This window comes from Luteibacter pinisoli (assembly GCF_006385595.1).
Lineage (GTDB): Bacteria > Pseudomonadota > Gammaproteobacteria > Xanthomonadales > Rhodanobacteraceae > Luteibacter > Luteibacter pinisoli.
In genome coordinates, this window is sequence record NZ_CP041046.1 from 3213617 (window position 1) to 3238083 (window position 24467).

Here is a 24467-nt window from a genome sequence, read left to right on the forward strand (position 1 = left end):
TTCCGCCATGGACCGCCGCCAGTTCCTGCTCACCCTTGCCGCCACCGTGCCCGCCCTCACCCTGGGCGGCAAGGTGTTCGCCGCGCCAGCGACATCGCCGCGCTTCCTGCTCGTCTTCCTGCGCGGCGGCTACGACGCCAATAACCTGCTGGTGCCCTACGGCAGCGACTTCTACTACGAGTCACGGCCGACGCTGGCGCTGGCCAGGCCGACGCCCGGTGATCCGAAGTCCGTTCGAGCGCTGGATGCGAACTGGGGGCTGGCGCCTGCGGTGGCGCAGACGATGGGCCCGCTATGGGACAAGAAGCAGCTCGCCTTCATCCCGTTCGCCGGTACCGATGACCTCTCGCGCAGCCATTTCGAAACGCAGGACAACATCGAGTCCGGCGAAGCGGGCGACGCGCGCAGCTATGCCTCGGGCTTCATGGGCCGCCTGAGCGGCGTGCTGCGCGGCGTGCCGCCGATCGCGTTCACCGATGCCCTCCCGCTTTCTTTCCACGGCACCGGCGATGTCCCGAACATTTCGCTCAAGGGCGGCAGCAAGGCGGTGTTCGACGATCGCCAGTCGAAGATCCTGGCCAGCATGTACGAGGGCACGCCACTGCAGGCCGCGGCCACCGATGGCCTGGAACTGCGCCAGCAGGTGGCCCAGGACCTGCAAAGCGAAATGGTCGCCGCGAGCCGCGGCGCGGTGAACGCACGCGGTTTCGCGCAGCAGGGCCAACGCATGGCCACGCTGATGAAGGATCGCTTCCGCCTCGGTTTCGTCGACGTCGGCGGCTGGGATACCCATGTGAACCAGGGCGGCGCCGATGGGCAGCTGGCCAACAACCTCGACAACCTCTCGCAGGGCCTCGCGGCGTTTGCCGACGGCCTGGGCGATGCCGAATGGAACAACACCGTGGTGGTGGTCGTCTCCGAGTTTGGCCGCACCTTTCGCGAGAACGGCAACAAGGGCACGGACCACGGTCACGGCACGACGTACTGGGTGCTCGGCGGCAAGGTACACGGCGGCCGGGTGGCCGGTAACCAGGTGGCGATCAACGCCGGCAGCCTGCTGCAGAACCGCGACTACCCCGTGCTCAACAACTACCGTGACGTGCTCGGCGGCCTGATGCAGCGCATGTATGGCCTCTCCGCCAGCGACCTGGGCACGGTGTTCCCGGCGGCGAAACCGCGTGACCTGCAGCTGGTGTGATCGCAGCCCCGAGGATCAGGGCTGCCAGGTCTGGCCGCCGGGATGCGACAGCTGGCGGTCGAGGTAAAACGCCGCGCTGATAAAGGCCAGGTGGGCCAGCGCCTGCGGGAAATTACCGAGCGGATCGCCACGCAGGCTGAGCTCCTCGGAGAACAGCCCCAGGTGATTCGAATACAACACGCCGCGCGCCATGATCTCGCGCGCCTCGTGCAGGCGCCCCGCGCGGGCGAGGCACTCCACGTACCAGAACGTGCAGGTGGTGAACGCGCCCTCGCCGCCTTCCAGGCCGTCCGCGTTGCGGTAGCGAAAGACCAGCCCATCGTCCGTCAGCTCGTCGCGGATCGCATCCAGCGTGGCCAGCCACACGGGATCGGTCGCCGATACAAAGCGGACCAGCGGCATCATCAGCAGCGACGCGTCGAGGTCGGTGCCGCCCTCGGTCTGTACGAAGTGGCCTTTTTCCGGATGGCGGAAGTTCGCCCAGATGTCTTCGGCGATGCGGTCGCGCTCCGCCGCCCATTCGACGATCGGGCCCGGCAGCGAGCGCTTGCCCGCCAGCCGAATCGCGCGATCCAGCGCCACCCAGCACATCAGCCGCGAGTGCAGGAAATGCCGCGGCTTGTCGCGGATCTCCCAGATGCCTTCGTCGGCATCGCTCCAGTGGCGCGACACGTGGTCCACCATGTGTCGCACATGGCGCCAGCCGGCGTGGCTCGACGCGGTGCCGTACTTGTTGGCCAGGTACAGGCTATCCATCAGCTCGCCGTAGATATCGAGCTGGGTCTGCGTGCGCGCGGCATTGCCGATGCGCACGGGCTGTGACTGCGCATAGCCGGCGAGGTGGTCCAGCGTGGATTCCGCGCGCGCCTCGCTGCCGTCCAGCGAATACATGATGCGCAACGCATCGTGCTTATCCAGCGCGGCAAGGCGGTCCTCGGTCCACTGGCGGAAGTGTTCGGCCTCCTGGACGAAGCCGAGGCGCATGAAGGCGTAGACGGTGAACGACGCGTCGCGCATCCACGTCGCGCGGTAGTCCCAGTTACGCCCGGCACCCGTCGCCTCAGGCAGGCCAAACGTCGCGGCAGCAGCGACGGAGCCGTGCTTATGCGAGGTAAGCAGCTTGAGCACGAGGGCGGAACGATCAACCCGTTCGCGCCAGCGGCCCCGGTACGTGGAGCGGCGGGTCCAGCGGCGCCATGCCTCCGCTGTCGCGGTGTAGGCAGCCTCGCACTCTTCCGGGGTGAGCGGATCGTGCGATTCGTCGCCAAGCATGAACCATGCGTGCTCGCCCGCACCGAGCGTAAAGCGCGCCTCGGCTTCGCCGTCGCCGATCGTCAGGGGCACGGTCGCGGCAAGGCGCAGCGAGTGCTTGCCTGCGTGAAACACCGCACTGTCACCGTACGCCTCGACATCAGGCACGTCGCGCGCGTAATCGAAGCGCGGCCGGCAACCGACGCGAATATCCACCCTGCCCCGCAGCACGCGGACACAGCGCAGCAGCGCACGCGGTACGCGCACGCCCGCCTCCGGGTGCGGCATGAAATCGGTCAGTTCCACGCTGCCCGCCTCGGACATCCAGCGGGTCATCAGCACGTTGGTCTCGGGCACGTAGAGCTGCATGCGGCGCGGATCGTCCAGCGCCGGCTCGACGCTGAATTCGCCGCCCTGCACCGGATCCAGCAAGGCGGCAAAGATGGTGGGACTATCCATATGCGGCCAGCACATGAAATCCACCGTACCGTCGGTGGCCACCAGCGCCGCGGTGTCGAGGTCACCGACGATGCCGTGCTCGCCGATCGTCCGGCCGGGGACCGGATTCGCTTGATGTGGCACGCACGTACTCCGGTACTCGTGATGCGCAACCAATGACACGGCCGGTGTGAAGAGGAAGCGGAATGGCCCGGGCCTGCAGAACAGCAGCATGTAACCGATAGGTTGCATAAAGACACCGATGCGTTATACGCTCCCGCCACCACATCAAACGGAACAGGGTGCCGCGATGAAGGAACCGCTCGATACGACCGACCTGCTGATTCGCCGCGAGCGCCGTGGGATCACCGGCGCGCTCTTGCTCATGCTTGTGCTGCTTATCGGCGCCGCGATGGTGTGGATGCAGGCGCCCATACGCGCTACCGCACCGTTCTTCTTCGGCGCGGCACTGGCGATACCGTTGACCATCGCGTGGTCCGTGGGCCGTACCCTGTGGGGACGCAGGGATTTCGTCGCGAAGCGGGAGGCCGTGCGCCGCGACGAAGGGCGGCAGTCCGCGATCGACCGCGCGTGCCGCTACGCGCTGGTGGCCACGCTCGCTCCCATGGCCGCGTACGCGCTGCTTTCCCAGGCGCTGCCATTTCCCGGCCCCGTCGCCGTGCTGCTGGCCCTGTTCGTCGTCATAGGTGCGGCGACGTTCCTGGTCACGTTCCTCGTCATGGACCGTGCGCCGTGAGCGATCCCGCCCTCACCAACCGGCTCAAGGTACTGCGCGCGGAACGCAACCTCACCCAGGCCGACCTGGCGGACCTGGTCGCCACCACGCGCAAGTCGATCAACGCCATCGAGGCCAGCCGCATGGTGCCGTCGACCCTGCTTGCCCTGAAGCTGGCACGCGCCCTCGGCGTCGCCGTCGAAGACATCTTCGAACTGGCCTGACGCGCGAAGGTCGCTCAGAACTCCAGGCGGTAAGCGACCTTGACCAGCCCCTCGTTCACGTCCTTCAGCGAGAAGCCGTGGCGGAACTGGGAGTCGACTTCGTCGTTGGTGTCCTGCTCGTAACCGCCGCGGTTGTACACGATGTAGAGGTTGGAGAGCGGCGCGATCTCGTAACGGTAGCGCACCTGGAAGCCGAGGTTGGCGACGCCCAGGCCATCGACGGGCTCGTTGCTGGGCACGGCGCGGCCGTTGCGGTCGATCTCGTAGGCGCCACGCAGCGTCGCCCCCACGGCGAGGGTCTGCAGCTTCACGCGCAGTTCCTGGCGGCTGCCAAAGTTCCAGTTCACGCCGCTGTCGATGCCGACGGTGCGGCCATCGTAGGAGCCGACCAGGTTGTCGTGCTGCCAGATCAGCCAGTTCGGGTCCCACTCGTAGCTGGCACCGGCGAACACGCTGAACGCGTCGGTGATGAAGTACGTGGGCACGAACTTGAAGTAGTACCCCAGGCGATGGAAGCCGGTGAGCTCGTTGCCGCTCACATAGCCTTCCGCCTCCCAGCTCCAGCGGCCGATGCGCGGGCGCGTCCGCTCATACTGCAGCTTCGCCGTCGGCGGGTTGCGCACGGGGTTGCCACCACGCGTGAGCAGGTCGTCGTACGAGGCAGTGAAGCCGTCGAGGCGCCATTGCTCGTTGCTGCCATCCCGGCGGTTGCCGTTGAGCTGCACGCGGAAGCGGCGGCTGATCCGCAGCCCTTCGGTGTTGTTGAGCTCGGAGATGCGATAGCGCCACAGCAGCGAGCTATACGTCGAGTCCGCCGCCATACCCGTCACGCGCTGGCGCACTTCGTAGTGGAAGTACGCCATGTCATTGCGCGGTAGGTAGCCAAAATCGTTGATGTCCAGGCGCTTGCCGAAGTACATCCCCAGCCACTGCTGCGCCCACGTATCGTTCATCTGCCAGTACGCGATGGACGTGGCCCCCATGCCGGTGCTGTTCGCCTGCGGCTGGTCGATCTTGCTGCCCACCACGTTACTGGTGATGTTGAACGCCTCGTTCGGCTGCCAGCGATGGTCGAAGCCAAGCACGTTGGCGTCGCGGTCTTCGTAGGGATGATTCACCCGCGTGGCGAGCATGCCAAAGCTCTGCGTATCCACGGTGCGCAGCAGGCGCAGGGCGCCGAAGCTGCGCCCGGCGTCGCCCTTTTCCTGCGCCGTAAGGATGCCGTAGCTGGTCTGCCCCACGCTGCCGTTGACCTTCACGGCGGCTGAAATATCCGCCGGGCCGTGGCCGTCGTCCGATTCACCACCGACGCGGCGCGTGTACACCAGCTGCGTGTAGTCATCGAGCAGGCTGAAATCGAAGATGCCCTGGTTCTCGGTGAAGAACGGGCGCTTGTCGGTGAAGAAGGTTTCTTCCGGGGAGAAGTTCACGACCAGGTCGTCGCTTTCCACCTGGCCAAAATCGGGGTTGATCGTCGCGGTCAGCTGGGTCTGCCCGTTCGGCTTCCACAGGATATCGGCGCCCTGTTCAAACGCCGCGCCGCCGTGGCCGTGCTCCACCTTGCCGACGACATACGGCGTCACCGCAAACAGGGATTGCTCGTACGCGGGAAGCTGCACCTTCTGGAACATCGACAGGAAGCGGCCCTGGTCGAAGCTCACCGCAGGCCATGCCATGCGCTCGCCGGTGCTGGCGATGACACGGTCGATGTACAGGCCGATGGTGCGCGTATCGCCCTCGGGCTTGCGCATCTGCGCCACGTACCAGGGGATCAGCACTTCGACGCTGTAGCCCTCGGCGTCCTCGGAAACCGCGTGTTCCCAGATGCCGTCCCAGTCGTAGCTGAAATCGGATTCGTTGGTGATCACTTCGTCCGCGATGCCGCCGGTGGACTTCACCTCGAAATCGAAGCCGGTGCGGCCGTCGCCGTCGAAATCGACCATGACGTTGATGCGATCGACCAGGGCGTCTTCGTCACGCCGCGTGGCCTGGCGCGAGCGCGGGATATCCGGCGACTGGGTGACGCGGATGGCGACCGCCAGGCCTTTCGGGGTGGACAGCACCCACGCTTCCGTCGGCTGGCTACCAGGCTTGCCGGTGCGCGGCTGCGTGTCCCTGAAATCCGTGATGCGCCGGGCGCCGGCCCACTCGGCCGGGTCGATGTGGCCATCGATCACCACCTGCCCGGACGTGGCGGTCTCCGCATGGCTGGCGATCGGGGCGAGGGCCAGGGCCGCCAGAAAGAGGGCGAAGCGACAGCGCATGCGGGGTCCATTCGTGAATTCCTGCGCCTAGGATGCCTGCCGGATCGCAAAGGTTTGCCATGACCGGTGGCACAGGCGCCTAGGCTCGCTCCCTGATGAGGTCGACCAAAGCCCGCAATGTGGCGGGCACGTGGCGGCGCCCGGGGTAATACAGGGCAAGCCGCTCGAAGGGCGGGGTCCACTCGCCGAGCACGCTTTCCAGCCGCCCCGCGGCGATGTCGGCTTCGACGTCGTACTCGCTGAGGTAGACCAGGCCCAGCCCCGCCAGCGCCGCCTCGCGCAGCAGGTGCGGTTCGTCGAGGGTGACCACGCCGGGCACGTCCACGCTGAGCGCCTCGCCGTGGCGCTCGAACTCCCAGTGGTAGATATGGCCCGAGGCCATCCGTGCGCGCACCGAGACGTGGCGGGCCAGGTCGCCCGGGTTGTCCGGACGGCCATGTCTCGCAAAATACGACGGCGATCCAACCACGAGGTGGCGGATGTGCGGACCCAGCGGCACGGCCACCATGTCGCCCGGGACGATATCGGTGGTGCGAAAGCCCGCGTCGTACCCGTCGCGGACGATGTCGATCATTTTGGCCTCGGTCACCAGTTCCACCTGCACGCGCGGGTAGCGCTGCATGTAGGGGACGAGCAGCGGCTGCATCAGGCGGCGCGCGGCCCCGGCGGACGTATTCAGGCGCAAGCTCCCGACCAGCTCGTCGCTGGCCTCGCCAGCCCGGGCCATGGCGTCGCGGATCCCCGAGACGGCGGGGCCCACGTCGTCCGCGAAGCGCATGCCGGCGTCGGTCAGGCGGACGCTCCGGGTGGTGCGATGGAACAACCGGGTGCCGATGCGGGCCTCCAGCGCGGCCACGGACTGGCTCAAGGCCGAGGTGGACATTTCCAGCTCCGCCGCCGCGGCGCGGAAGCTGCCGTGCCGGGCCACGGCCAGCACGGCTTCGAGTTCGGTCAGGCCACTGCGCATTGTCCGCTCCTGCTTCATACCGCATTCGGATTTGTCCAGCTTATCAGGCCAGTGTTCCGGCCACATCCTTGGTGGGGAGCAAGCCCCCTTTCCCCGCTGGAGATTCGCCATGTACGACCTCAACCAGATTTACATCGACGGCGCCTTCGTCACCCCGCATGGCGACGAGCGCTTCGACCTCTTCAACCCGGCCACGGAGGCCGTTATCGGCACCGTGCAGCTGGCCGACGCCGAGGACGCCCGCCTGGCCATCGCCGCCGCAAAGCGCGCGCTGCCGGCCTGGTCGCGGACGAGCCTGGCGGAACGTGCCGCCCTGCTTCGCCGCATGCACGACGCGATCGCCGCGCGCGAGGATGCCCTGTGCGCCGCCATTACCGAGGAGTACGGCGCGCCGGTCTCGCGCACGCGGTGGATGGCCCAGTACGCCGCGCAGGTGTTCCTCGGCGCGATCGATGCCATGGAGCATTTTGAGTTCGAGCGCGACATGGGCATCGCTCACGTCGTCATGCAGCCCGTGGGTGTCGTCGGCCTCATCACCCCGTGGAACAGCAACGCGAGCTTCATCACCGGCAAGCTGGCGTCGGCACTGGCCGCGGGTTGCACGGCGGTGATCAAGCCCAGCGAGATGAGCGCCCTGCAGACGCGCGTCGTGATGGAAGCCCTGCATGAGGCGGGCGCACCGGCCGGCGTGTTCAATATCGTGACCGGCCGCGGCGATGTCGTCGGCGTGGCCATGACGGCAAGCCCGGACATCCGCAAGATCTCCTTCACCGGCTCCACCGCCGTGGGCAAGAGCATCCTCCGCGCAGCGGCGGACGACGTGAAGCGCGTGACGCTGGAACTGGGCGGCAAGTCGCCGACGATCATCCTGGACGATGCCGACTTCACCACCGCCGTGCCCATGGCGATCCAGGCCGGCTTCATGAACAGCGGGCAGGCATGCATCGCCGGTACGCGCCTGCTCGTGCCGCGCTCGCGCCTCGCCGAGTTCGAAACGCTGGCGACGGCGGCGGTGAACGCGTGTGTGTCGGGCGATCCGTCCCGTGCGGAAACGACGATTGGCCCGATGGTCAGCCAGAAGCAGTGGGACCGCGTGCAGGGCTACATCCGCACCGGCATCGCCGAAGGCGCACGGCTGCTCGCTGGCGGCGAAGGACGCCCGGAAGGCAACACCCGTGGCTGGCTGGTGCGGCCTACCCTCTTCACCGATGTGCGCAACGACATGGTGATCGCCCGCGACGAGATCTTCGGGCCGGTGATGGCCATCATCGCGTACGACGACGAAGAGGAGGCCATCGCCATCGCCAATGACACGCCGTACGGCCTCTCGGCGTACATCGCCACGACGGACCTGGCCCGCGGTGCCCGCGTTGCCGCACGCATCGATTCGGGCCGCGTGATGGTCAACACGCTGACCCACGAGCCGAAGGCACCGTTCGGCGGTTTCAAGCAGTCAGGCCTGGGGCGTGAGAACGGTGTGCTGGGGCTGGAGCCTTACCTGGAGCCGAAGGCGATCATTGGCCTCTGATCTACGGCACGGTGCGGGCATGCTATTTTTCGGGGGCCATACCAACCCTGGGGATCCCATGCTCGCACGTACCTGCCTCGCGCTCGCCCTTGCCGCCGCGGTGGCCCTGCCCGCCCTCGCCGACGACGCGAAGAAGTCGCCCACGCCGAAGGAGCTGCTGGCCAAGGCCGCTCCCACCGAGTGGCGCACGCCGGATCCGCAGAACCTGGTGTACATGGACCTGCCGCAGGGCCGCGTCATCATCGAGCTGGCCCAGGACTGGACGCCGGCGCATGCCGCGAACATCCGCACCCTGATACGTGAGCATTACTTCGATGGCACGCAGGTGATCCGCGTGCAGGACAACTTCGTCACCCAGTGGGGCGATGCCGACGGCGACGACAAGAAGAAGGCCAAGAGCATCGGCACGGCGAAAGAGACGCTGACGCCGGAGTTCACCCGCAAGGGCGGCAAGGCCTACCCGTTCACAAAGCTCGACGATGGCGACGTCTATGCGCCGGAAGTCGGCTTCTCCGACGGCTTCCCGGTGGCGCGTGACCCGAAGGCCGGCGAAGCCTGGATCGCGCATTGCTACGGCACCGTGGGCGTGGCCCGCGACACTGGCGCGGAAACCGGCAATGGCAGCTCGCTGTACGCGATCATCGGCCAGGCCCCGCGCAACCTCGACCGCAACCTGGCCGTGGCCGGCAAGGTCATCAAGGGGATGGAGTTCCTCTCGGCCTACCCGCGCGGCGGCGAGCCGATGGGCTTCTACGACAAGCCCGAGCAGCGCGTGACGATCAAGAGCGTGCGCATCGCGGCCGATGTGCCGGAAGCCGAACGCACGCCGATCCAGGTGCTGCGCACGGACAGCAAGACCTTCGCGGCCGTGGTCGATGCCAAGCGCAATCGCAGGGACGACTTCTACACCCGCCCGGCGGGGAAGATCGACCTGTGCAATATCAGCGTGCCGGTGCGAGATCCGTCGAAGAAGTAACAAATCTCGTTGGAGCGCGCCCGCGAGCGATCCTCACGACAGGCGAATCGCTAAGGCATGAGGGCCATTTAACAGGGTGGCCCTTCTTTTTTCATGCAGCCTGAAAACCGGAAAAACTCCAACCGAATCAGCCGTGAGGCACTCAGTTGCCGCCACGACGAAGCCATTCAGCGGGCATCGGCGCGCGCGCGATATACCAAAGGACACCACCAAGACGCTTAATGGAGATGGACATGAAGATCGACGTAAATATGACCGTCAACGGTTTATCGAATGTGATCAGCCTCGACGTCGACGGCGCCGATACCATGCAGCTCATAAAGGCAAGGATCTCCCAGATGGACCCCCGTTTCGATGTGGCCAGGATGATGTTGACCGATGCGATTGGCGGAGACGAATATGACGACACCATCAGCGTCACGAGCGCCGGTATCAAGGAAGGTGAAGTCGTCAACATGGAACTGAGGCGTTATTGAGCGAGCGTACGCCCACCGCTACACCGTTCCCCGCCAGTCCTATCACTTGTCCTCTGCAGACCTATCCGAGACGACCGCCTCGCGTAGCGCTCTCAGCTTACCCTTCAGGTTTGCCTCGTTCTCCGCGCCGACACGGATCATGAATTTCTGGCCGGCCGATAGCTGCTCGTAGGTGTCGTTGGCGTAGATGTAGCCGACCTTGGCAGGAATCAGCTGTAGCGTGCCCTTGGGTTCCGGCGCCGCCAACAGGTGGTCGATGACCTCGATCAACCTGTCGTTGAAATAGCCGCTCGTGCCCAGGTCCCGGTAAGCCTGCTGGAAGAGCGGATAGTTGCGCTTGTACCAGGCCGCGGCGGCCTTGGGGTTCACGTGGTCGGCCACGTACATGTAGGTGTCGTAGCGGTCGAGGTTCTTCTTCGACTCGACGAACATGCCGTCGTCCGACTGGACCTGGAAGCGGCCCGTGGGCGTGCGCAGCGGCAACACGTTCATGCCGACGTTGGCCTTCGGCAGCGCATCGATGGTGGCCACCATGCGCGGCACAATGGCTTCGGGGCGCAGCAAGGTCTTCAGGGCACCATCGCTGGTGAGCGCCAGCAAGCCGGCGAGGATGGCGTCATCGCTCTGGTCCAGCGCTGGCAGCGCCGCGGTGGAGGCGCCAGCCGGGCCGATCGGATGCTGAGGCAGGGCGGTGTCGTGCACGGCCGTCGATGGCAACGCTGCCGAGGCGGCCGCGACAGGCTGCGGCGGCTGCGCGGCATCCCGCGCCTGTTTCTCGCGGTAGAGAAACACTCCACCCAAGCCCACGATGGCGACGACCAACACGCCTGCCAACCACTTCGAACCCGACGACTGACTGCTCAACGTACTCAACTCCGGTGAAACCAGCCCCCATGGGACTACGAATCGCCGGGTTGGTTCAAGGCGACCGGGTCAGGTCCGCTTCATCGATGACGAAATCGCGGAAGCGCGTACCGCTGGAAAAACCCAGATCGAAGCCGTATTGCATGCGCACGGTCAGGTTCGTCACGACCCGGCAGTGGTAATGCGCAACCATCCGCATGGCGAGGGATCTCGCCACGGATTCGTCGTCGACGCCGGTGCCCGCCAGGTGGAACCAGGCGGTCAGGCACTCCGGCGGGTTCTTGTCGTGGGCCGTTTTCAGCTTCCACGTCAGGCGGGAGCCCAGCACCTGCACGGGGCCGGTATCGGGCACCGTCGTCGTCGACGTGACCGGGCTGACCGAGCCAGGCGCGAAGTGCATGTACATCGGGAGCCCGGCCATGCCGGCCGGTACCGATAGCGCGACAAAGGCGACTGCAATAACGATGTGCGGCTGCCAGAAGGTGTAGGTTGCGAGGCCCTGGCGCGTTGCCCGGCCGTGGACGACGAAGCTACGCGTCGCCAGGTCGTGCAGGCCCTGCCTGGTGCCGCGATTGAAGGCGAGCAGGTAAAGCGTGGCGGACATCCAGCCGCCGATCAGGCCGTTGAGCGCCAGTGCGCCCCAGGGGCGCTCGCCTTCCATCGGGAACAGGTTGGTCAGCATGAACGGCGCGCAGATCAGCGCGGCGCGAACGACGGACCGGATCGGTCCGAGGACGCGGCCGCCGTCATCGACGACGCGGATGCCGAGCATCTTCTTGCCGGGCGAGCTCGCACCACCCCAGCCGCTATCGAAGATGCCGAAATAGACCGTGGCGATCACGACGCCAATGACGCGGGTCCACAGGCCCAGGCGAACGAGGGGATCAAACAGCAACATGCCGACGATGTAGCCGCCGAGCGAGAGGATGATCCAGTCTGCAAGAAACGCTACGTAGCGCCGCCACATGGCAGCCAGCGGGGCTGGCGTCACCACCACCGCCTCCTTCTCAAATTCGGTATCCATGCCGCTCCCTCTGATCCGCCGATGATGCACCCACGCCGGGTCTTGCGGGAAGTCCCCCTGGTCACGGCATAGTCGGGCCGCCGGGGATCCCCCATTGCCCCGGCATCAGGGCATTCCCACATCGAAACCGTCGGGAGGAAGTATGGCTTTCTCTGCAAAGGTCGAGTCGTCCCCGTTCGCCGGCATCAACGTCACCCCACTCGTCGACGTGCTGCTGGTGTTGCTCATCATCTTCATGATCTCGGCACCGGTCATTGCGCATAAGAACCGCATCGACCTGCCCTCCCCGTCCGCCTCGGAGGCCAGGCGCCCCGATCCGTTGCGGATCACGGTGGACCCGGGCGGCATGGTGTTCCTCAACGGCACACTGGTGAGCGATGCCACGCTAGCCACGCAGCTGGACGTCGCGTCCGCCCGGGGCCGCGATGACGCCACGCGCATACCGCACGTCGAACTCCATGCACGCGACGAGGCGTCGTACGAAGACGTCGCCCGCGTGCTGGCGTTAGCCAGGGCCCACGGCGTCACCGGCGTCGATTTCGCGTCCGACTAGCACCTGCCTGTCAGGGCAGCTTCGCGAAGCCTTCCGCGACCGAGGGGGCTACGAGGCATGTCACGGGCGTCGCCTGCCGGTCGACATGAAAGAAGCCGTCCTCGCTGGGCGCGTGGTAGTAAAGCTCACCGCCAACGCACGGTGCCTTGCTCACCCGCTCACCTGACACGGCCTGCCAGACGCGGATGGCCATCAGGGCCGTGGTGGCGTGGCCGGGGTGCTGGCCATCGCTATGTAGCCAGGCTGTCTTGGGGTCGGCCTGGCGGAGGCCACTCCATGTCTGGCCGATCTCGATATCGCGGGCACCCATGAGCGTGGCGATGCGCCGCTCTCCTGCGACAAGCACAGGAGCGATCGCCGGGTTCGGCTGGTACGTGCCGAGGTAGAAGACGCGCGCTCCGCCGGCTTTTGCCTTTTCGGCCAGCGCTTTGCTCGCACGCTCGGTCGCCCTGAACTCGTCCCCATCGAAACAGCCCTGCCCCATGCACACGGCGTCACCGCCGCGCTCCTGGAAAACGACATCCGTGTAGTGGCCCGTAGGCCAGCAATTCGCTAACGCGGGGCTTCGGCGCATCGTCCACGAGTGAGGCACCAGGAATCGCGAATGCGTCCACGACGACATCGGGCGGGGCCAGTGATGCAGTAGCCGACGGAAGGTTGTTGACGTAGGTGAGGCTGTTGCCGATGAACAGGATGCGCCGGGACGAGTCGGCGGCATATGCGGTGGCGGATAGCATCAGAAAGAGCAACATAACGAACCAGTGGCGCACGGTGTACCTCCGTGTGTGTCAGTCAACCGGGCACCTGCCAGTTGGCGGCGCGAACATGGTCAATGAACGCGCGTAGCTTGCCAGGCACCTGATACGTGTTCCGGTAATAGATGTGGAAAACACCGTGTGGATGACTGCTTTACCTACGAGAAGGTCTCATAAGCCATTGGCCAATATCACGAGGAACTCAACAGCCGGAGGCTAAGAAGAAAGAATCTAACGCTGATCCACACAGTATGGATACGAAAAGTCCTCGAAACTTCCGTCAATCCGCACCACATGAAAGCAACGGGAGCCGTAATCCGCACCCAATACTTCAAAGTGGGCAACCCCGACACCTTTCTTCGTTCCGTACTCACCGTGACGCTTGAGAAGCTCGCGTAGCTGCTTCGCATCATCTTCCGACACCCGGTCGCCGATATCGTACCGCCCGAGCATCGCCTTAAAGTGATCCTTGGCAGCTTTCTTTGAGCCGAATAAGGTGTCGCCAATTTGCACCGGGATGGACCGCCCCATACTCAAACCTCCAAATGTTCGAAAATCGGCGCAACCTGCATACGCAGCCACGTGTTTAGCGATGAAGAACCTCTAGCGATCCGCGACAATATCTCTAGCTTTGCGGACTCGTTGAGATCATATATCTCTGGAGCAAACATCAATCGCATCGAAACAGCTATTTCACGATACAAACCCAACGACATCAGCCAAAACGTTACGGGATTGTATGCGCCCGCTTCGATAGAAGTGAGGAAGCCGCCATTGATGTCAGCAACAGAATAAAGCGGTCGAAGTAGCGCTGGAAGACCGAACGACACCTCTTTGAAGATCAATCCCATTTTGTCATTGATCTTCTGCCCAGCCTCGTCGCGAGAAAAATGACTCGCGTCGATCATGCTACGGAGGGATATTTCCCGACACCACCCTTGAGCAGCCCTTGCTAGCGACGAAATCGCCGCACCCGAACTTCGGTCGCCCAGATGACGCTCGTAGTAGTACGGCATCGTCGTAGCCATAAAATTCAGCGCGTCAGCTAAGTCTTCGGCCAGCCTTCGGCCCCACACTTCGGTCGGCAACTTTATAGACGAAGCGTAGAATGTGTCCGACAAGTACTGAAGGTCGACCGGATCCCAATACCGATGTGCCATTAAGATGCCGCGATCAAGCCGGATATCCTCCACGACCGCTCTTGCCTCAGACAGCTCGCCCAGAGAAAGCGAAATACCTATCGATGCCAGATGCGCCCCGGCATCCCCTCCGTGACGAACAATTGCCTGTCTAATGTAACCAGCAAGAAACTTTTCAGTACCTGTCGAACCAGACTGAGGACTACCAAGCTCTGAAATGACGCGCTCGCGGACGCTCCCGAACAGTTCTCCGTAACCTGGCCTGAGGGACTTCCGCCCATCTGAAAAGAGATCCTCCTGCACGGTAGTGACGAAGGATTCCTCATCCAAGGCGACCGTGCGACCGATAAAGTCCTTCGACAGACGGCCGGCACGTCCACGCAGATTTGCAAAATCGTACGCCGACAAAGCGGCAGCCCCCTCCGAACCCGAACGCTGATTGATAGCTAGCCGCGGATTTCGAATAAGAACGACCGTTGCCGGTAGATTTACGCCCTGCATCAATGTCGTGGTGCAAGCTACATCCTTCAAATGGCCGGCCGTGAACGCCTGTTCAATAGCAAGGCGTGCATGCGGTGGAACCTTGCCGCTGTGAAATGCAACGCCACGCGCCACACACGACACCAATTCGTACTCGGGATGTACGTACTCACCCAAGAACTTGGCCAACGCTGATCGCGCCCCGGCACCATCTCCGGGTGAACTAAATCCGGCGAGAGCATTTGCCGTCTTTCTCGCTTGGTCTGAGGTCGGAGAAAAGATTATGTTCCGCGACTCATCACCAAGGCTTTCGATCAGATGACCCAGATAGCTGAAGAACGCATCCGTGTACCGGGACTGCCCCTGTCCTTGAACGATACTTGCGTCGGACAGTCTCAGCGACACCTCGTCTCGAAGAATCGAGCGGTACTGAGTAAGAAAGGCGACACCACCACGACGATTGACTGAGTAAGTAATGTTAGCGACGGGCGAAACCCTGGTGTCGAGCTCGACGGCTTCAATATCAAACACCGACTCACCCGTCATTCCAATTTCGTCTAGCCGCGGCCCGCATATGACGATCTTGTCTGCATATGAACGCGCATCGCGCATGAAGTCGAATAGTATCTTTGACCTGAGCTCACCTTCATGACCGACGCGCTCTAAATTTTGCACTTCGTCAATCAACAACATCCCGATACGCCCCGAATAACCACCTTCGGCGAAGATCCCTATTGCGCGCTCTTGGGTGAGCACGTAGATGTGCCGATTCTCAATATTCTGGCCCGACGTCGAAACCTTCCAATCAACCAGTCCTTGCTTACGCATCACCGCACGGATATCGGCAGTTACCTGGTTCACGAGGCTAATTGTCGGAACAACGTAGACAACCGGTAACTGCGCTGCGTGTGCGTAGCGAGCAATACCTAGATTTAACGCGAACGACTTGCCCGCTGACGTTGGCGCTGACACACACACCAACGGGGCGACTTCGATCGTAGCCAGCAGACGCTTCTGAAACGAAGACAGGAGAAAGGTCTCGCTTCCAACGCGAATTTCCGAGTCGGCCTGCAGTAACGTGATCGCAATCTCTTCCCGCAACGAGGCTTCGCTATAAACGCGCCGATCCTCGCCAGCATCGTCAACTATTTGCCCGTCGACTAGGAAAGTCGAAGGACTGAGACCAACTCTGGTGAGCGCGAGAACTAAGAATGAACGAATAAGTAGTCGCTGATCGGACGACGCGTACTCCCAGAGAAGAGCCACAATCGCCGAAACCGCGTCCACGCCCTCGCGAGACATTGTCAGATCATCAAGTACTGTGATAGCGCCCCTCAGCACCTCGTCCGTTACGAACTCTTGCGTACCACCAAGCAAACCGAGGCGCCGCGCAAACTGACGATGTTCCAAGGCGTATAACTCTGCGACGACCTTGCCGAATTGGAGCGGTCCCTCGGCCATCACTTATCGAACTCCTCAAGAAGATTTTTAAGGCCCCAGAATGGAAGGAAGTAGAAGTGCATTCGGCGGAAGATAGGACCATTGACCCCATCGCCGTGCTTTGTCTTAAGCGCCGCAAGACGCTTCGCAACGAGCGCCTCGATACAATCATGAAGATCGGCCTCAGTCTCTCCGACCTTCTGAGTTTGTTCGTCATAGGAAATAATGCAGACGGCCTCGAGAACAAAGTCGTCAAGCGCATTTTCCTTGACAGCTTTCGCTACAGGAAGAAGTTCATCTGCCACTAGATCGTCATAGACGTAGAGATTGAGCTCGTTCTGGAACCCAAGATACGAGCCGTACGTACTTTCGATTGCGTCGCCAACGGCCTTGCTGAATGAGTTTTTCGAGGAGTATGTTTTCGCCTCGCCCAAGTACACAATGTTCAGATTGCCGGATCGGCGATAATGAATCGCATCGGCTCCGTGACGCTCAATCTTAGGATTAGTGGTTAAGGGCATCTTCCGAAGAATTGGGGGTGCTTTATAGAAGCGTTGCAGCAGATTGAACAAGAGAAGCTCGCCGAACTGCCCTGCGGGATACCCTCGGCGAAACTTCGACCTAACGAGCTCATTCAGCTGAGCAGTGGCGTTCTGTAGGTCTAAGTTTCGATTGGCAAGAGCTTCGTTGAATAAGGCCGCGAACTTGTTCTTCGAGTACACCCACGCGGACATGGTATTTCTTAGCTCTCGAAGAAAATCTACACGCCTTTCTAGGAGATCCTGGTGCGCGATAGCGCATCCGGAATGGGACTTTCCACCGAAATCACACGGATCCAGCGAGAACGCGTAGATGTTTGAGAAAAGCTTATCGGTCGAGGACAAAAGATTGTCCAGCTCCTGCTCAGAAATCATGAACACCCCTGTTCAAAGACGAGGCCAGTGCGGCCTGAAGCTATCTACCAGCCATCCGTCGTAATTTCAACCGGGGAGCGCCACCCTGGCAAGGATTAAGCCGCTTCTTACGCTTACTAGACCGACACCTTGCATGCTCACCTCGTCCGTCGGCGGGTGTGCAGCTTGATGCTACTGCACTTGCAATCGAGCAGACAGGCGCCTCCCTAGCTCGAGCCGTGGTGAATTCAGCGGCGCCCTGCCGCCGCAGGATGCCGCCGGGGGCAGGACGGTGACGCACGGTCCCGCGTTGTGGAAGCGGGGCAATAGAGGAAAGCCGCAAAGCCCGCAAGCGGGCGGGTCTGGCAGCTTACATATTGCGCCGGTACTCCCCACCCACGTCGTACAGCGCATGGCTGATCTGGCCGAGGCTGTTGTGGTTCACGGCCTCCATCAGCTGCTCGAAGACGTTGCGGCGGTCACGGGCGGTGTTCTGCAGGATGCGCAGGCTGTCCGGGGCCAGGCCGTTACGGGCCTTGCCATAGAGCTGCACGTTGTCGATCTGCTGGCCCTTTTCTTCCGGCGTGGAGCGGATGAGCTCGATCTCGGTGGCGATTTCGCCACCGTGGTCCTTGGGCAGGAAGGTGTTGACGCCGATGAGCGGAAGCGAGCCGTCGTGCTTCTTGTGCTCGTAGTACATCGACTCTTCCTGGATCTTGCCGCGCTGGTACATCGTGTCCATGGCGCCGAGCACGCCACCGCGCTCGCTGATGGCCTCGAACTCCTTGTACACCGCTTCCTCGACCAGGTCGGTCAGCTCGTCGACGATGAAGCTGCCCTGCCACGGGTTCTCGTTGAAGTTCAGGCCGAGCTCGCGGTTGATGATCAGCTGGATGGCCACCGCGCGGCGCACGCTTTCTTCGGTCGGCGTGGTGATCGCTTCGTCGTACGCATTGGTGTGCAGGCTGTTGCAGTTGTCGAACAGCGCGTACAGCGCCTGCAGCGTGGTGCGGATGTCGTTGAACTGGATCTCCTGCGCGTGCAGCGAACGGCCGGAGGTCTGGATGTGGTACTTCAGCATCTGGCTGCGCGCGCTGGCACCGTAGCGCTCGCGCATGGCGCGGGCCCAGATGCGGCGGGCGACGCGGCCAATCACCGTGTATTCCGGGTCCATGCCGTTGGAGAAGAAGAACGACAGGTTGGGCGCGAAGTCATCCACCTTCATGCCGCGGGCCAGGTAGTACTCCACGATGGTGAAGCCGTTGGACAGCGTGAAGGCCAGCTGGCTGATCGGATTCGCGCCGGCTTCGGCGATGTGGTAACCCGAGATCGACACCGAGTAGAAATTGCGGACCTTGTGATCCACGAAGTACTGCTGGATGTCGCCCATCATGCGCAGGGCGAACTCCGTGCTGAAGATGCAGGTGTTCTGCGCCTGGTCTTCCTTGAGGATGTCGGCCTGGACGGTGCCGCGCACGGTGGCCAGCGTGTAGGCCTTGATCCGCGCATACGTGGCATCGTCGACCACTTCCTCACCGGACACGCCGAGCAGGCCGAGGCCCAGCCCATTGTTGCCCGCCGGCAGCTCGCCGGTATACGCCGGGCGATTGCCGTCCGGATAGAGCTCGGCGATGCGGGCGTTCACCGTCTCCCAGCGCGCCGGCTCTTCGTTGAGGTACTTCTCGATGTTCTGGTCGATCGCCGTGTTCATGAACATGGCGAGGATGATCGGCGCCGGGCCATTGATCGTCATTGACACCGACGTGCTGGGCGCCGACAGGTCGAAGCCGGAGTACAGCTTCTTCATGTCGTCCAGCGTGGCGATGGAGACGCCGGAGTTACCGATCTTGCCGTAGATGTCCGGGCGCGGCGCCGGGTCTTCGCCGTACAGCGTCACGGAATCGAACGCGGTGGACAGGCGCGCGGCGGCACCGCCCAGCGAGAGGTAATGGAAGCGGCGATTGGTGCGCTCGGGCGTGCCCTCGCCCGCGAACATGCGGGTCGGGTCTTCGCCGGCACGGCGATACGGGAACACACCGCCGGTGTACGGGTAGTAGCCCGGGAGGTTCTCGCGCATCAGGAACGAAAGCTGTTCACCCCAGTCCTTCGTCTTCGGTGGCGACACCTTCGGGATCTTCTGGTGGCTGAGCGATTCGCGGTAGTTCTCCACGCGGATCACCTTGTCGCGCACCGTGTACTCGTTGTACTCGGCGGTGACCGAGGCGAAACGCACGGGCCATTCGCGCAGCAGGTGGATCGCTTCGCTGGAGAGCTCGCGCACGGTTTCGTTGTAGCGCTGGCGCAGCGTGGCCAGCGAGCGGTCGCCGTCCACGGTGAGCTGGGCGTGGTCGTACAGGTCGAACGCGCGCGGCAGGGATGCGTCGCCGATGTCCTTGAGGGACTCGTAGTAATGCTGTGCTTTCGCCGCGGCTTCCGCCTGCTTCGCGATGGAGGCGTTGACGCCACGCCCCTGCTCGGCGATTTCGGCCAGGTAGCGCACGCGGCTGCCCGGGATGAGCACGGTGGCACGCGGCTCGCGCAGGCTGGTGTCGAGGTCCGGCGTCCAGCCCGTGCCGGGCAGCGAGAGCTTCTCGCGCATCAGGCGGCACAGGTTGTCGAACATCCAGGTGACACCCGGATCGTTGAACTGGCTGGCGATGGTGGGATACACCGGCACCTTGTCGTCGGCCAGGCTGAAGGCGGTGCGGTTGCGCTTCCACTGCTTGCGCACGTCGCGCAGGGCGTCTTCGGCGCCGCGCTTGTCGAACTTGTTGAGTACCACGAGCTCGGCGAAATCGAGCATGTCGATTTTTTCGAGCTGGCTGGCGGCGCCGTATTCGCTGGTCATCACGTAGACCGGGAAGTCGACGAGATCCACGATTTCCGAGTCGCTCTGGCCGATGCCCGCGGTTTCGACGATGACCAGGTCGTACGCCTGCGCCTTCAGGAAATCGATGCAGTCGTGCAGCACGATCGACGTGGCCGCGTGCTGGCGACGCGTGGCCATGGAGCGCATGTAGACGCGATGGCTGCGCAGCGAGTTCATGCGGATGCGGTCGCCCAACAGCGCACCGCCGCTACGGCGACGGGTCGGGTCCACCGCGAGCACGGCGATGCGCATCTCGGGGAAGGCGTGCAGGAAACGCAGCAGCAGTTCGTCCACCACGGACGACTTGCCGGCGCCGCCGGTGCCGGTGAGGCCGAGCACGGGAGTCTTGCCGCCAGCCAGCTTCCATTCCTTGCGCAGGCGCTCCAGCTCGACGGCCGGGATCGTGTCTTCCTCGATGGCCGAAAGCATGCCGCCGATGGAGATTTCGTCCTCGATCGTGGCGACCGCCGGTACCGCCTCGGCACGCGCCTTCTGCGCGTTGCGGGTACGCGTCATCACGTCTTCGATCATCTCGACGAGGCCGAGCTTCATGCCGTCGTTCGGATGGTAGATGCGCTCGACGCCGTAGGCCTGCAGCTCGCGGATTTCTTCCGGGGTGATCGTGCCGCCACCGCCGCCGAACACGCGCACATGGGAGGCGCCGCGCTCGCGCAGCATGTCCACCATGTACTTGAAGTACTCCACGTGGCCGCCCTGGTAGGACGACAGCGCGATGGCGTCGGCGTCTTCCTGCAGCGCCGCGCGCACCACGTCTTCCACCGAGCGGTTGTGGCCCAGGTGGATCACCTCGGCGCCCTGGCTCTGGATGATGCGACGCATGATGTTGATGGCCGCGTCGTGGCCATCGAACAGGCTCGCCGCCGTGACGAAGCGCAGCGGCGTGGCCTCCACGTCGGTGCTGCTGGCGGGGATGTGCTTGGGCTGCGAGCTCATGGAAACTCCGGGGGTAGAACCAATGCGGGTGGGGAACCCGCTGATTCTACCGCCGGGCCTCGCGCGGCCTCTGACGCGGTGCAGCGAAGCCGGTGGTTCAGCCGAAATCGACGCCCGACAGGAAGGTCAGGGCCGCGGTCTGCACGGCCTCGTCGTCGACGATCCGGCGGTGGCCGAGGCGGCGGGTCCTCAGCAGGATGCTGTTTGGCCACAGGTTGGCGTAGAGCTCGCCCTCCTCCACCGGCACGTCGCGGTCGAAGAAGTCGTGGATGATCATGGCCGGCTGCGTGCGGTTCGGCGCGTGGTGGCGGATGTGCAGGTCGCCGATCGCCACGCCGGTGCGGCGGGACAAAGTGTCGTGCAACGGGCCGCGCAGGTGGGAGGCGAGCCGGACGAAGCGGGCAAAGCGCGAGGTGGCGGCCTCGGGATCCGCCGCGGGCGCAATCAGCACCACACGCTTCGCGGTCCAGCCATCGCCCAGGGCAAGCGTGACGGCCGCGCCGCCCAGCGAATGGGCGACCACCCCTTCCGCATCGCCATAGTGACGGCCCACGGCCGTCACCGTGCGGACGAAGTCGGGCAAGGTACAGAGGGTGCCGCCACTGTGGCCATGGGCTGGCTGGTCGAACGCGACCGCCGCCCAGCCCCGCGCAAGAAGTTGCGCCGCCCAGCTCTGCCAGCGCAGGCCCATGCTGGACCAGCCGTGGGCCAGCAGGATGTAGGGCTGGGTGGTCGGGTCGCCCCACACGTAGGTGGCGATCTGTTCGCCGCCCACGTTGATGGTCTCGCGCCGGGCCGTCGTGGTCGCCAGCGCCTGCGCGGCGCGCTCGCGGCTGCTCGGCAAGGGCGTCTGGAAGACCCGCGCGGCGTGCGCCACCGTGCGCCCGGGCGCCAGCCGGCTGCCGAAGCGATAGGCGAAACGGATACCGAGCAGGGTGGCGACGGTGCGGGCGCCGAAGCGACGGGCGGGTTTCATGGCGATGGCGCGGGTTTTCCGGTTTTGCATCGGGTCTTTGAGCCGCCTCATGCTGCCAAGGTTCCCTGTGCGATAGCTTTCACGAAGCTGAACATCTCACGGAGGCAGGGTCAACCCGATGACAGCGTCTCCGTTTTTCCTCACGAGTCCGCACTTACGCGGATGCCAAGGAGACAGCGTATGCGCCACCTTACCCGCACTCTCGCCGCCGTGGCCGCCCTGGGCATGGCCGCTGGCGCCGCCAGCTACACCCCGCCGGCCGCCGCGCGGGAAGTCGTCGTGATCCGCACCGCCCCGCCGCCGCCGCGCTTTGAGCGCGTGCCGCCGCCCCGCGTCGGCTATGTGTGGGCGCCTGGCTACTGGAACTGGTACGGCGGCCGCTACGTCTGGGTCGGTGGCCGGTGGGCCGCGGGTCGCCCGGGTTACGTCTACCGCGGCCCCGGCTGGCGCCCGTATCGCGGCGGTTACCACTATGAACGCGAGACCTGGGTGCGCGACCCGCACTGGCACCGCTGATTTTTTAACATTTGCGTGTTGCGGCGCATCTACCAACTCGCGAATAACGGTTTAAACTAGGCAGCTGACACGACATCTCGCCCCCGCCTCGAAGGCTGGGGCGATTTTTTTGGAAGGTCATTTCCCCCACCGGTGGCCCCGGCTGCCGGTTCGCCCCACAGGGGGGCGGGCTGCTAATCATGAAAACTGGAGTTTGCGTTCGATGATTTTCGAAACCATCGCCAACACGGGCCACGAAGAAGTCGTGTTCTGCCATAACAAGGACGCGGGCCTGAAGGCCATCATCGCGATCCACAACACGGTGCTCGGCCCGTCGCTGGGCGGCCTGCGCATGTGGCCGTACAAGACCGAGCAGGACGCCGTGAACGACGTGCTGCGCCTCTCGCGCGGCATGACGTACAAGAACGCGGTGGCCGGCCTGAACCTCGGCGGCGGCAAGGCCGTGATCATCGGCGACCCCTCCAAGGACAAGTCCGAAGCGCTGTTCCGCGCCTTCGGCCGCTTCGTCAACTCGCTCAACGGCCGCTACATCACGGCGGAAGACGTGGGTATCGACGTGAACGACATGGAATATGTCTACCGCGAAACCGAATTCGTCACCGGCGTGCACCAGGTGCACGGTGGTTCGGGCGACCCGTCGCCGTTCACCGCGTTCGGCACGCTGCAGGGCCTGATGGCCGCGCTGCAGGCCAAGCACGGCAACGAAGACGTGGGCAAGTACAGCTACGCCGTGCAGGGCTGCGGCCACGTCGGCAGCGAGTTCATCAAGCTGCTGCGCGAGCAGGGCGCCAAGGTGTTCGTCACCGACATCAACAAGGATGCGGTACAGCGCTGCGTCGACGAGCTGGGTTGCGAAGCCGTCGGCCTCGACGAAATCTATGACGTCGACGCCGACGTCTACAGCCCGTGCGCCCTGGGTGGCACGGTCAACGAGCAGACGATCGACCGCATCAAGGCGAAGATCATCTGCGGCGCGGCGAACAACCAGCTGGCCACCGACGCCATCGGTGACGAACTGGCCCGCCGTGGCGTGCTGTACGCGCCGGATTACGCCGTGAACGCCGGCGGCGTCATGAACGTGTCGCTGGAAATCGACGGTTACAACCGCGAGCGCGCCATGCGCATGATGCGCACGATCTACTACAACGTCGGTCGCATCTTCGAAATCTCCGGCCGTGACAACATCCCGACCTACAAGGCCGCGGACCGCATGGCGGAAGAGCGCATCAGCGCCATCGGCAAGATCCGCCTGCCGCACATGGGCAACAGCGCCCCGCGCTTCCAGGGCCGCATGCGCGGTCAGTAAACCCGCGCTCGTTGCTCGTTCACAAAAAAGGCCACCGGAGCGATCCGGTGGCCTTTTTTGTGCCCGCCAGAAGATGTGAAATGGCTCTGCGGCGCGGCTTGGGCGGCCACCGGGGCGGATGCACCCGGATTCCGCGCAGGAATTTGCCGACGCCCTTTGCCGGAGGCCCTGATCTGTTACACTTTCCCCGCCCAAGCCTCCTGTAAGGCTTTGCCTACACGAAGCTTTTGGGTGCAAGGGGATCCACCGCCGCATGGGCGGACACCCAATTCAAGATCACGACCTTCGTCGCCCTGGCGGCGTTGCCCAGCTCTTGTCCTCGGTGGACGGTGCGGCACGCTTGTCGGGGATGAAATGGACTTACCGAGTTATGAGCGCGATCCCTGCTGACACCCTCACCGACGCTGACATCCTGGCTCGCCTGAAGTCCGTCCTGCACGAGACCTTCGAGATCGATCCGGCGAAAGTGACCCCGGACGCCAACCTGTTCACCGACCTCGAGCTGGACAGCATCGACGCGATCGACCTGGCCATCCAGGTGCAGGACATGACCGGCACCCGGATCAAGCCCGAGGACTTCAAGAGCGTGCGCACCGTGGGCGACGTGGTCGCCACCGTGCAGCAGCTGGTCGCGCGCTGA

22 protein-coding genes are annotated in these 24467 nt (G+C 64.0%); 10 read left to right on the top strand and 12 right to left on the bottom strand.

The window, feature by feature from the left end:
• Positions 1–7 precede the first annotated feature (7 nt).
• On the top strand, positions 8–1198 hold the full coding sequence (locus FIV34_RS14660; RefSeq protein WP_139983997.1) for a DUF1501 domain-containing protein: 1191 nt from the start codon (positions 8–10) through the stop codon (positions 1196–1198).
• Positions 1199–1213: 15 nt separating this feature from the next.
• Here the strand turns inward: FIV34_RS14660 and FIV34_RS14665 are convergent, their stop codons facing one another.
• A complete protein-coding gene (locus tag FIV34_RS14665; protein WP_211352640.1) occupies positions 1214–3031 on the bottom strand; it encodes a glycoside hydrolase family 15 protein in 1818 nt (605 codons plus the stop codon).
• A 166-nt stretch (positions 3032–3197) separates the two neighbouring features.
• Here FIV34_RS14665 and FIV34_RS14670 point away from each other — a divergent pair, with 166 nt between their 5' ends.
• Together FIV34_RS14670 and FIV34_RS14675 are read left to right on the top strand one after the other, a co-directional pair.
• On the top strand, positions 3198–3644 hold the full coding sequence (locus FIV34_RS14670) for a hypothetical protein (RefSeq protein ID WP_139983999.1): 447 nt from the start codon (positions 3198–3200) through the stop codon (positions 3642–3644).
• The gene (locus tag FIV34_RS14675) at positions 3641–3847 is read left to right on the top strand and encodes a helix-turn-helix transcriptional regulator (protein ID WP_139984001.1); all 207 of its coding nucleotides are present in this window, start codon (positions 3641–3643) and stop codon (positions 3845–3847) included. The genes FIV34_RS14670 and FIV34_RS14675 overlap by 4 nt, the downstream gene beginning before the upstream one ends.
• Before the next feature lie 14 nt (positions 3848–3861).
• On the opposite strand, the gene FIV34_RS14680 is transcribed toward FIV34_RS14675, so the two are convergent.
• Together FIV34_RS14680 and FIV34_RS14685 are read right to left on the bottom strand one after the other, a co-directional pair.
• On the bottom strand, positions 3862–6111 hold the full coding sequence (locus FIV34_RS14680; RefSeq protein WP_246058631.1) for a DUF5916 domain-containing protein: 2250 nt from the start codon (positions 6109–6111) through the stop codon (positions 3862–3864).
• Between the two features lie 79 nt (positions 6112–6190).
• Positions 6191–7078: a LysR family transcriptional regulator gene (locus FIV34_RS14685; protein WP_139984004.1), complete on the bottom strand. Its 888-nt coding sequence runs from the start codon at positions 7076–7078 to the stop codon at positions 6191–6193.
• A gap of 109 nt (positions 7079–7187) precedes the next feature.
• On the opposite strand from FIV34_RS14685, the gene FIV34_RS14690 reads away from it, so the two are divergent.
• From FIV34_RS14690 to FIV34_RS14700, 3 genes are all read left to right on the top strand, one after another.
• Positions 7188–8606: an aldehyde dehydrogenase family protein gene (locus FIV34_RS14690; RefSeq protein ID WP_139984006.1), complete on the top strand. Its 1419-nt coding sequence runs from the start codon at positions 7188–7190 to the stop codon at positions 8604–8606.
• A 58-nt stretch (positions 8607–8664) separates the two neighbouring features.
• The gene (locus FIV34_RS14695; protein WP_139984008.1) at positions 8665–9582 is read left to right on the top strand and encodes a peptidylprolyl isomerase; all 918 of its coding nucleotides are present in this window, start codon (positions 8665–8667) and stop codon (positions 9580–9582) included.
• 233 nt (positions 9583–9815) lie between these two features.
• Positions 9816–10058, top strand: coding sequence for a hypothetical protein (locus FIV34_RS14700; protein WP_139984011.1), 243 nt, complete (start codon positions 9816–9818; stop codon positions 10056–10058).
• A gap of 42 nt (positions 10059–10100) precedes the next feature.
• On the opposite strand, the gene FIV34_RS14705 is transcribed toward FIV34_RS14700, so the two are convergent.
• Together FIV34_RS14705 and FIV34_RS14710 are read right to left on the bottom strand one after the other, a co-directional pair.
• The gene (locus FIV34_RS14705) at positions 10101–10922 is read right to left on the bottom strand and encodes a DUF3014 domain-containing protein (protein WP_139984013.1); all 822 of its coding nucleotides are present in this window, start codon (positions 10920–10922) and stop codon (positions 10101–10103) included.
• A gap of 55 nt (positions 10923–10977) precedes the next feature.
• Positions 10978–11946: an RDD family protein gene (locus FIV34_RS14710; protein ID WP_139984015.1), complete on the bottom strand. Its 969-nt coding sequence runs from the start codon at positions 11944–11946 to the stop codon at positions 10978–10980.
• A gap of 142 nt (positions 11947–12088) precedes the next feature.
• Between FIV34_RS14710 and FIV34_RS14715 the strand changes: the two genes are divergently transcribed.
• The gene (locus FIV34_RS14715; protein ID WP_139984017.1) at positions 12089–12499 is read left to right on the top strand and encodes an ExbD/TolR family protein; all 411 of its coding nucleotides are present in this window, start codon (positions 12089–12091) and stop codon (positions 12497–12499) included.
• Positions 12500–12509: 10 nt separating this feature from the next.
• Here FIV34_RS14715 and FIV34_RS14720 read toward each other — a convergent pair whose 3' ends face one another.
• The 7 genes from FIV34_RS14720 to FIV34_RS14750 form a co-directional block, all read right to left on the bottom strand.
• The gene (locus FIV34_RS14720) at positions 12510–12983 is read right to left on the bottom strand and encodes a hypothetical protein (protein ID WP_139984019.1); all 474 of its coding nucleotides are present in this window, start codon (positions 12981–12983) and stop codon (positions 12510–12512) included.
• 10 nt (positions 12984–12993) lie between these two features.
• Complete coding sequence (locus FIV34_RS14725; RefSeq protein WP_139984021.1) at positions 12994–13269, bottom strand: hypothetical protein; 276 nt, start codon at positions 13267–13269, stop codon at positions 12994–12996.
• Positions 13270–13485: 216 nt separating this feature from the next.
• Positions 13486–13785 carry a DCL family protein gene (locus FIV34_RS14730; RefSeq protein ID WP_139984024.1) on the bottom strand — a complete coding sequence of 100 codons (300 nt, stop codon included), beginning with the start codon at positions 13783–13785 and terminating at the stop codon, positions 13486–13488.
• Positions 13786–13787: 2 nt separating this feature from the next.
• Positions 13788–16334, bottom strand: coding sequence for a DEAD/DEAH box helicase (locus tag FIV34_RS14735; RefSeq protein WP_139984026.1), 2547 nt, complete (start codon positions 16332–16334; stop codon positions 13788–13790).
• Positions 16334–17227 carry a HamA C-terminal domain-containing protein gene (locus tag FIV34_RS14740; RefSeq protein ID WP_139984029.1) on the bottom strand — a complete coding sequence of 298 codons (894 nt, stop codon included), beginning with the start codon at positions 17225–17227 and terminating at the stop codon, positions 16334–16336. Before FIV34_RS14740 ends, FIV34_RS14735 begins: the two co-directional genes overlap by 1 nt.
• Positions 17228–17576: 349 nt before the next feature.
• Positions 17577–21029 carry a methylmalonyl-CoA mutase family protein gene (locus FIV34_RS14745; protein ID WP_139984031.1) on the bottom strand — a complete coding sequence of 1151 codons (3453 nt, stop codon included), beginning with the start codon at positions 21027–21029 and terminating at the stop codon, positions 17577–17579.
• Between the two features lie 97 nt (positions 21030–21126).
• Positions 21127–22056 carry an alpha/beta hydrolase gene (locus tag FIV34_RS14750; RefSeq protein ID WP_246058632.1) on the bottom strand — a complete coding sequence of 310 codons (930 nt, stop codon included), beginning with the start codon at positions 22054–22056 and terminating at the stop codon, positions 21127–21129.
• A gap of 129 nt (positions 22057–22185) precedes the next feature.
• Between FIV34_RS14750 and FIV34_RS14755 the strand changes: the two genes are divergently transcribed.
• The 3 genes from FIV34_RS14755 to FIV34_RS14765 all read left to right on the top strand — a co-directional run bounded on the left by FIV34_RS14755 (position 22186) and on the right by FIV34_RS14765 (position 24467).
• Positions 22186–22521 (top strand): YXWGXW repeat-containing protein, encoded by a 336-nt coding sequence (locus FIV34_RS14755; protein WP_139984033.1) that lies wholly within the window; start codon positions 22186–22188, stop codon positions 22519–22521.
• Positions 22522–22723: 202 nt separating this feature from the next.
• A complete protein-coding gene (locus FIV34_RS14760) occupies positions 22724–23827 on the top strand; it encodes a Glu/Leu/Phe/Val dehydrogenase dimerization domain-containing protein (RefSeq protein WP_139984035.1) in 1104 nt (367 codons plus the stop codon).
• Positions 23828–24197: 370 nt separating this feature from the next.
• Positions 24198–24467, top strand: coding sequence for an acyl carrier protein (locus FIV34_RS14765; protein WP_139984037.1), 270 nt, complete (start codon positions 24198–24200; stop codon positions 24465–24467).

Bases quoted from the DNA above. Each gene is read 5' to 3' on its own strand.
- FIV34_RS14660 (WP_139983997.1), top strand. From the start codon at position 8: ATGGACCGCCGCCAGTTCCTGCTCACCCTTGCCGCCACCGTGCCCGCC.
- FIV34_RS14670 (WP_139983999.1), top strand. From the start codon at position 3,198: ATGAAGGAACCGCTCGATACGACCGACCTGCTGATTCGCCGCGAGCGC.
- FIV34_RS14680 (WP_246058631.1), bottom strand. From the start codon at position 6,111: ATGCGCTGTCGCTTCGCCCTCTTTCTGGCGGCCCTGGCCCTCGCCCCG.
- FIV34_RS14685 (WP_139984004.1), bottom strand. From the start codon at position 7,078: ATGCGCAGTGGCCTGACCGAACTCGAAGCCGTGCTGGCCGTGGCCCGG.
- FIV34_RS14690 (WP_139984006.1), top strand. From the start codon at position 7,188: ATGTACGACCTCAACCAGATTTACATCGACGGCGCCTTCGTCACCCCG.
- FIV34_RS14695 (WP_139984008.1), top strand. From the start codon at position 8,665: ATGCTCGCACGTACCTGCCTCGCGCTCGCCCTTGCCGCCGCGGTGGCC.
- FIV34_RS14700 (WP_139984011.1), top strand. From the start codon at position 9,816: ATGAAGATCGACGTAAATATGACCGTCAACGGTTTATCGAATGTGATC.
- FIV34_RS14710 (WP_139984015.1), bottom strand. From the start codon at position 11,946: ATGGATACCGAATTTGAGAAGGAGGCGGTGGTGGTGACGCCAGCCCCG.
- FIV34_RS14715 (WP_139984017.1), top strand. From the start codon at position 12,089: ATGGCTTTCTCTGCAAAGGTCGAGTCGTCCCCGTTCGCCGGCATCAAC.
- FIV34_RS14720 (WP_139984019.1), bottom strand. From the start codon at position 12,983: ATGGGGCAGGGCTGTTTCGATGGGGACGAGTTCAGGGCGACCGAGCGT.
- FIV34_RS14730 (WP_139984024.1), bottom strand. From the start codon at position 13,785: ATGGGGCGGTCCATCCCGGTGCAAATTGGCGACACCTTATTCGGCTCA.
- FIV34_RS14735 (WP_139984026.1), bottom strand. From the start codon at position 16,334: ATGGCCGAGGGACCGCTCCAATTCGGCAAGGTCGTCGCAGAGTTATAC.
- FIV34_RS14740 (WP_139984029.1), bottom strand. From the start codon at position 17,227: ATGATTTCTGAGCAGGAGCTGGACAATCTTTTGTCCTCGACCGATAAG.
- FIV34_RS14745 (WP_139984031.1), bottom strand. From the start codon at position 21,029: ATGAGCTCGCAGCCCAAGCACATCCCCGCCAGCAGCACCGACGTGGAG.
- FIV34_RS14750 (WP_246058632.1), bottom strand. From the start codon at position 22,056: ATGAGGCGGCTCAAAGACCCGATGCAAAACCGGAAAACCCGCGCCATC.
- FIV34_RS14755 (WP_139984033.1), top strand. From the start codon at position 22,186: ATGCGCCACCTTACCCGCACTCTCGCCGCCGTGGCCGCCCTGGGCATG.
- FIV34_RS14760 (WP_139984035.1), top strand. From the start codon at position 22,724: ATGATTTTCGAAACCATCGCCAACACGGGCCACGAAGAAGTCGTGTTC.
- FIV34_RS14765 (WP_139984037.1), top strand. From the start codon at position 24,198: ATGAGCGCGATCCCTGCTGACACCCTCACCGACGCTGACATCCTGGCT.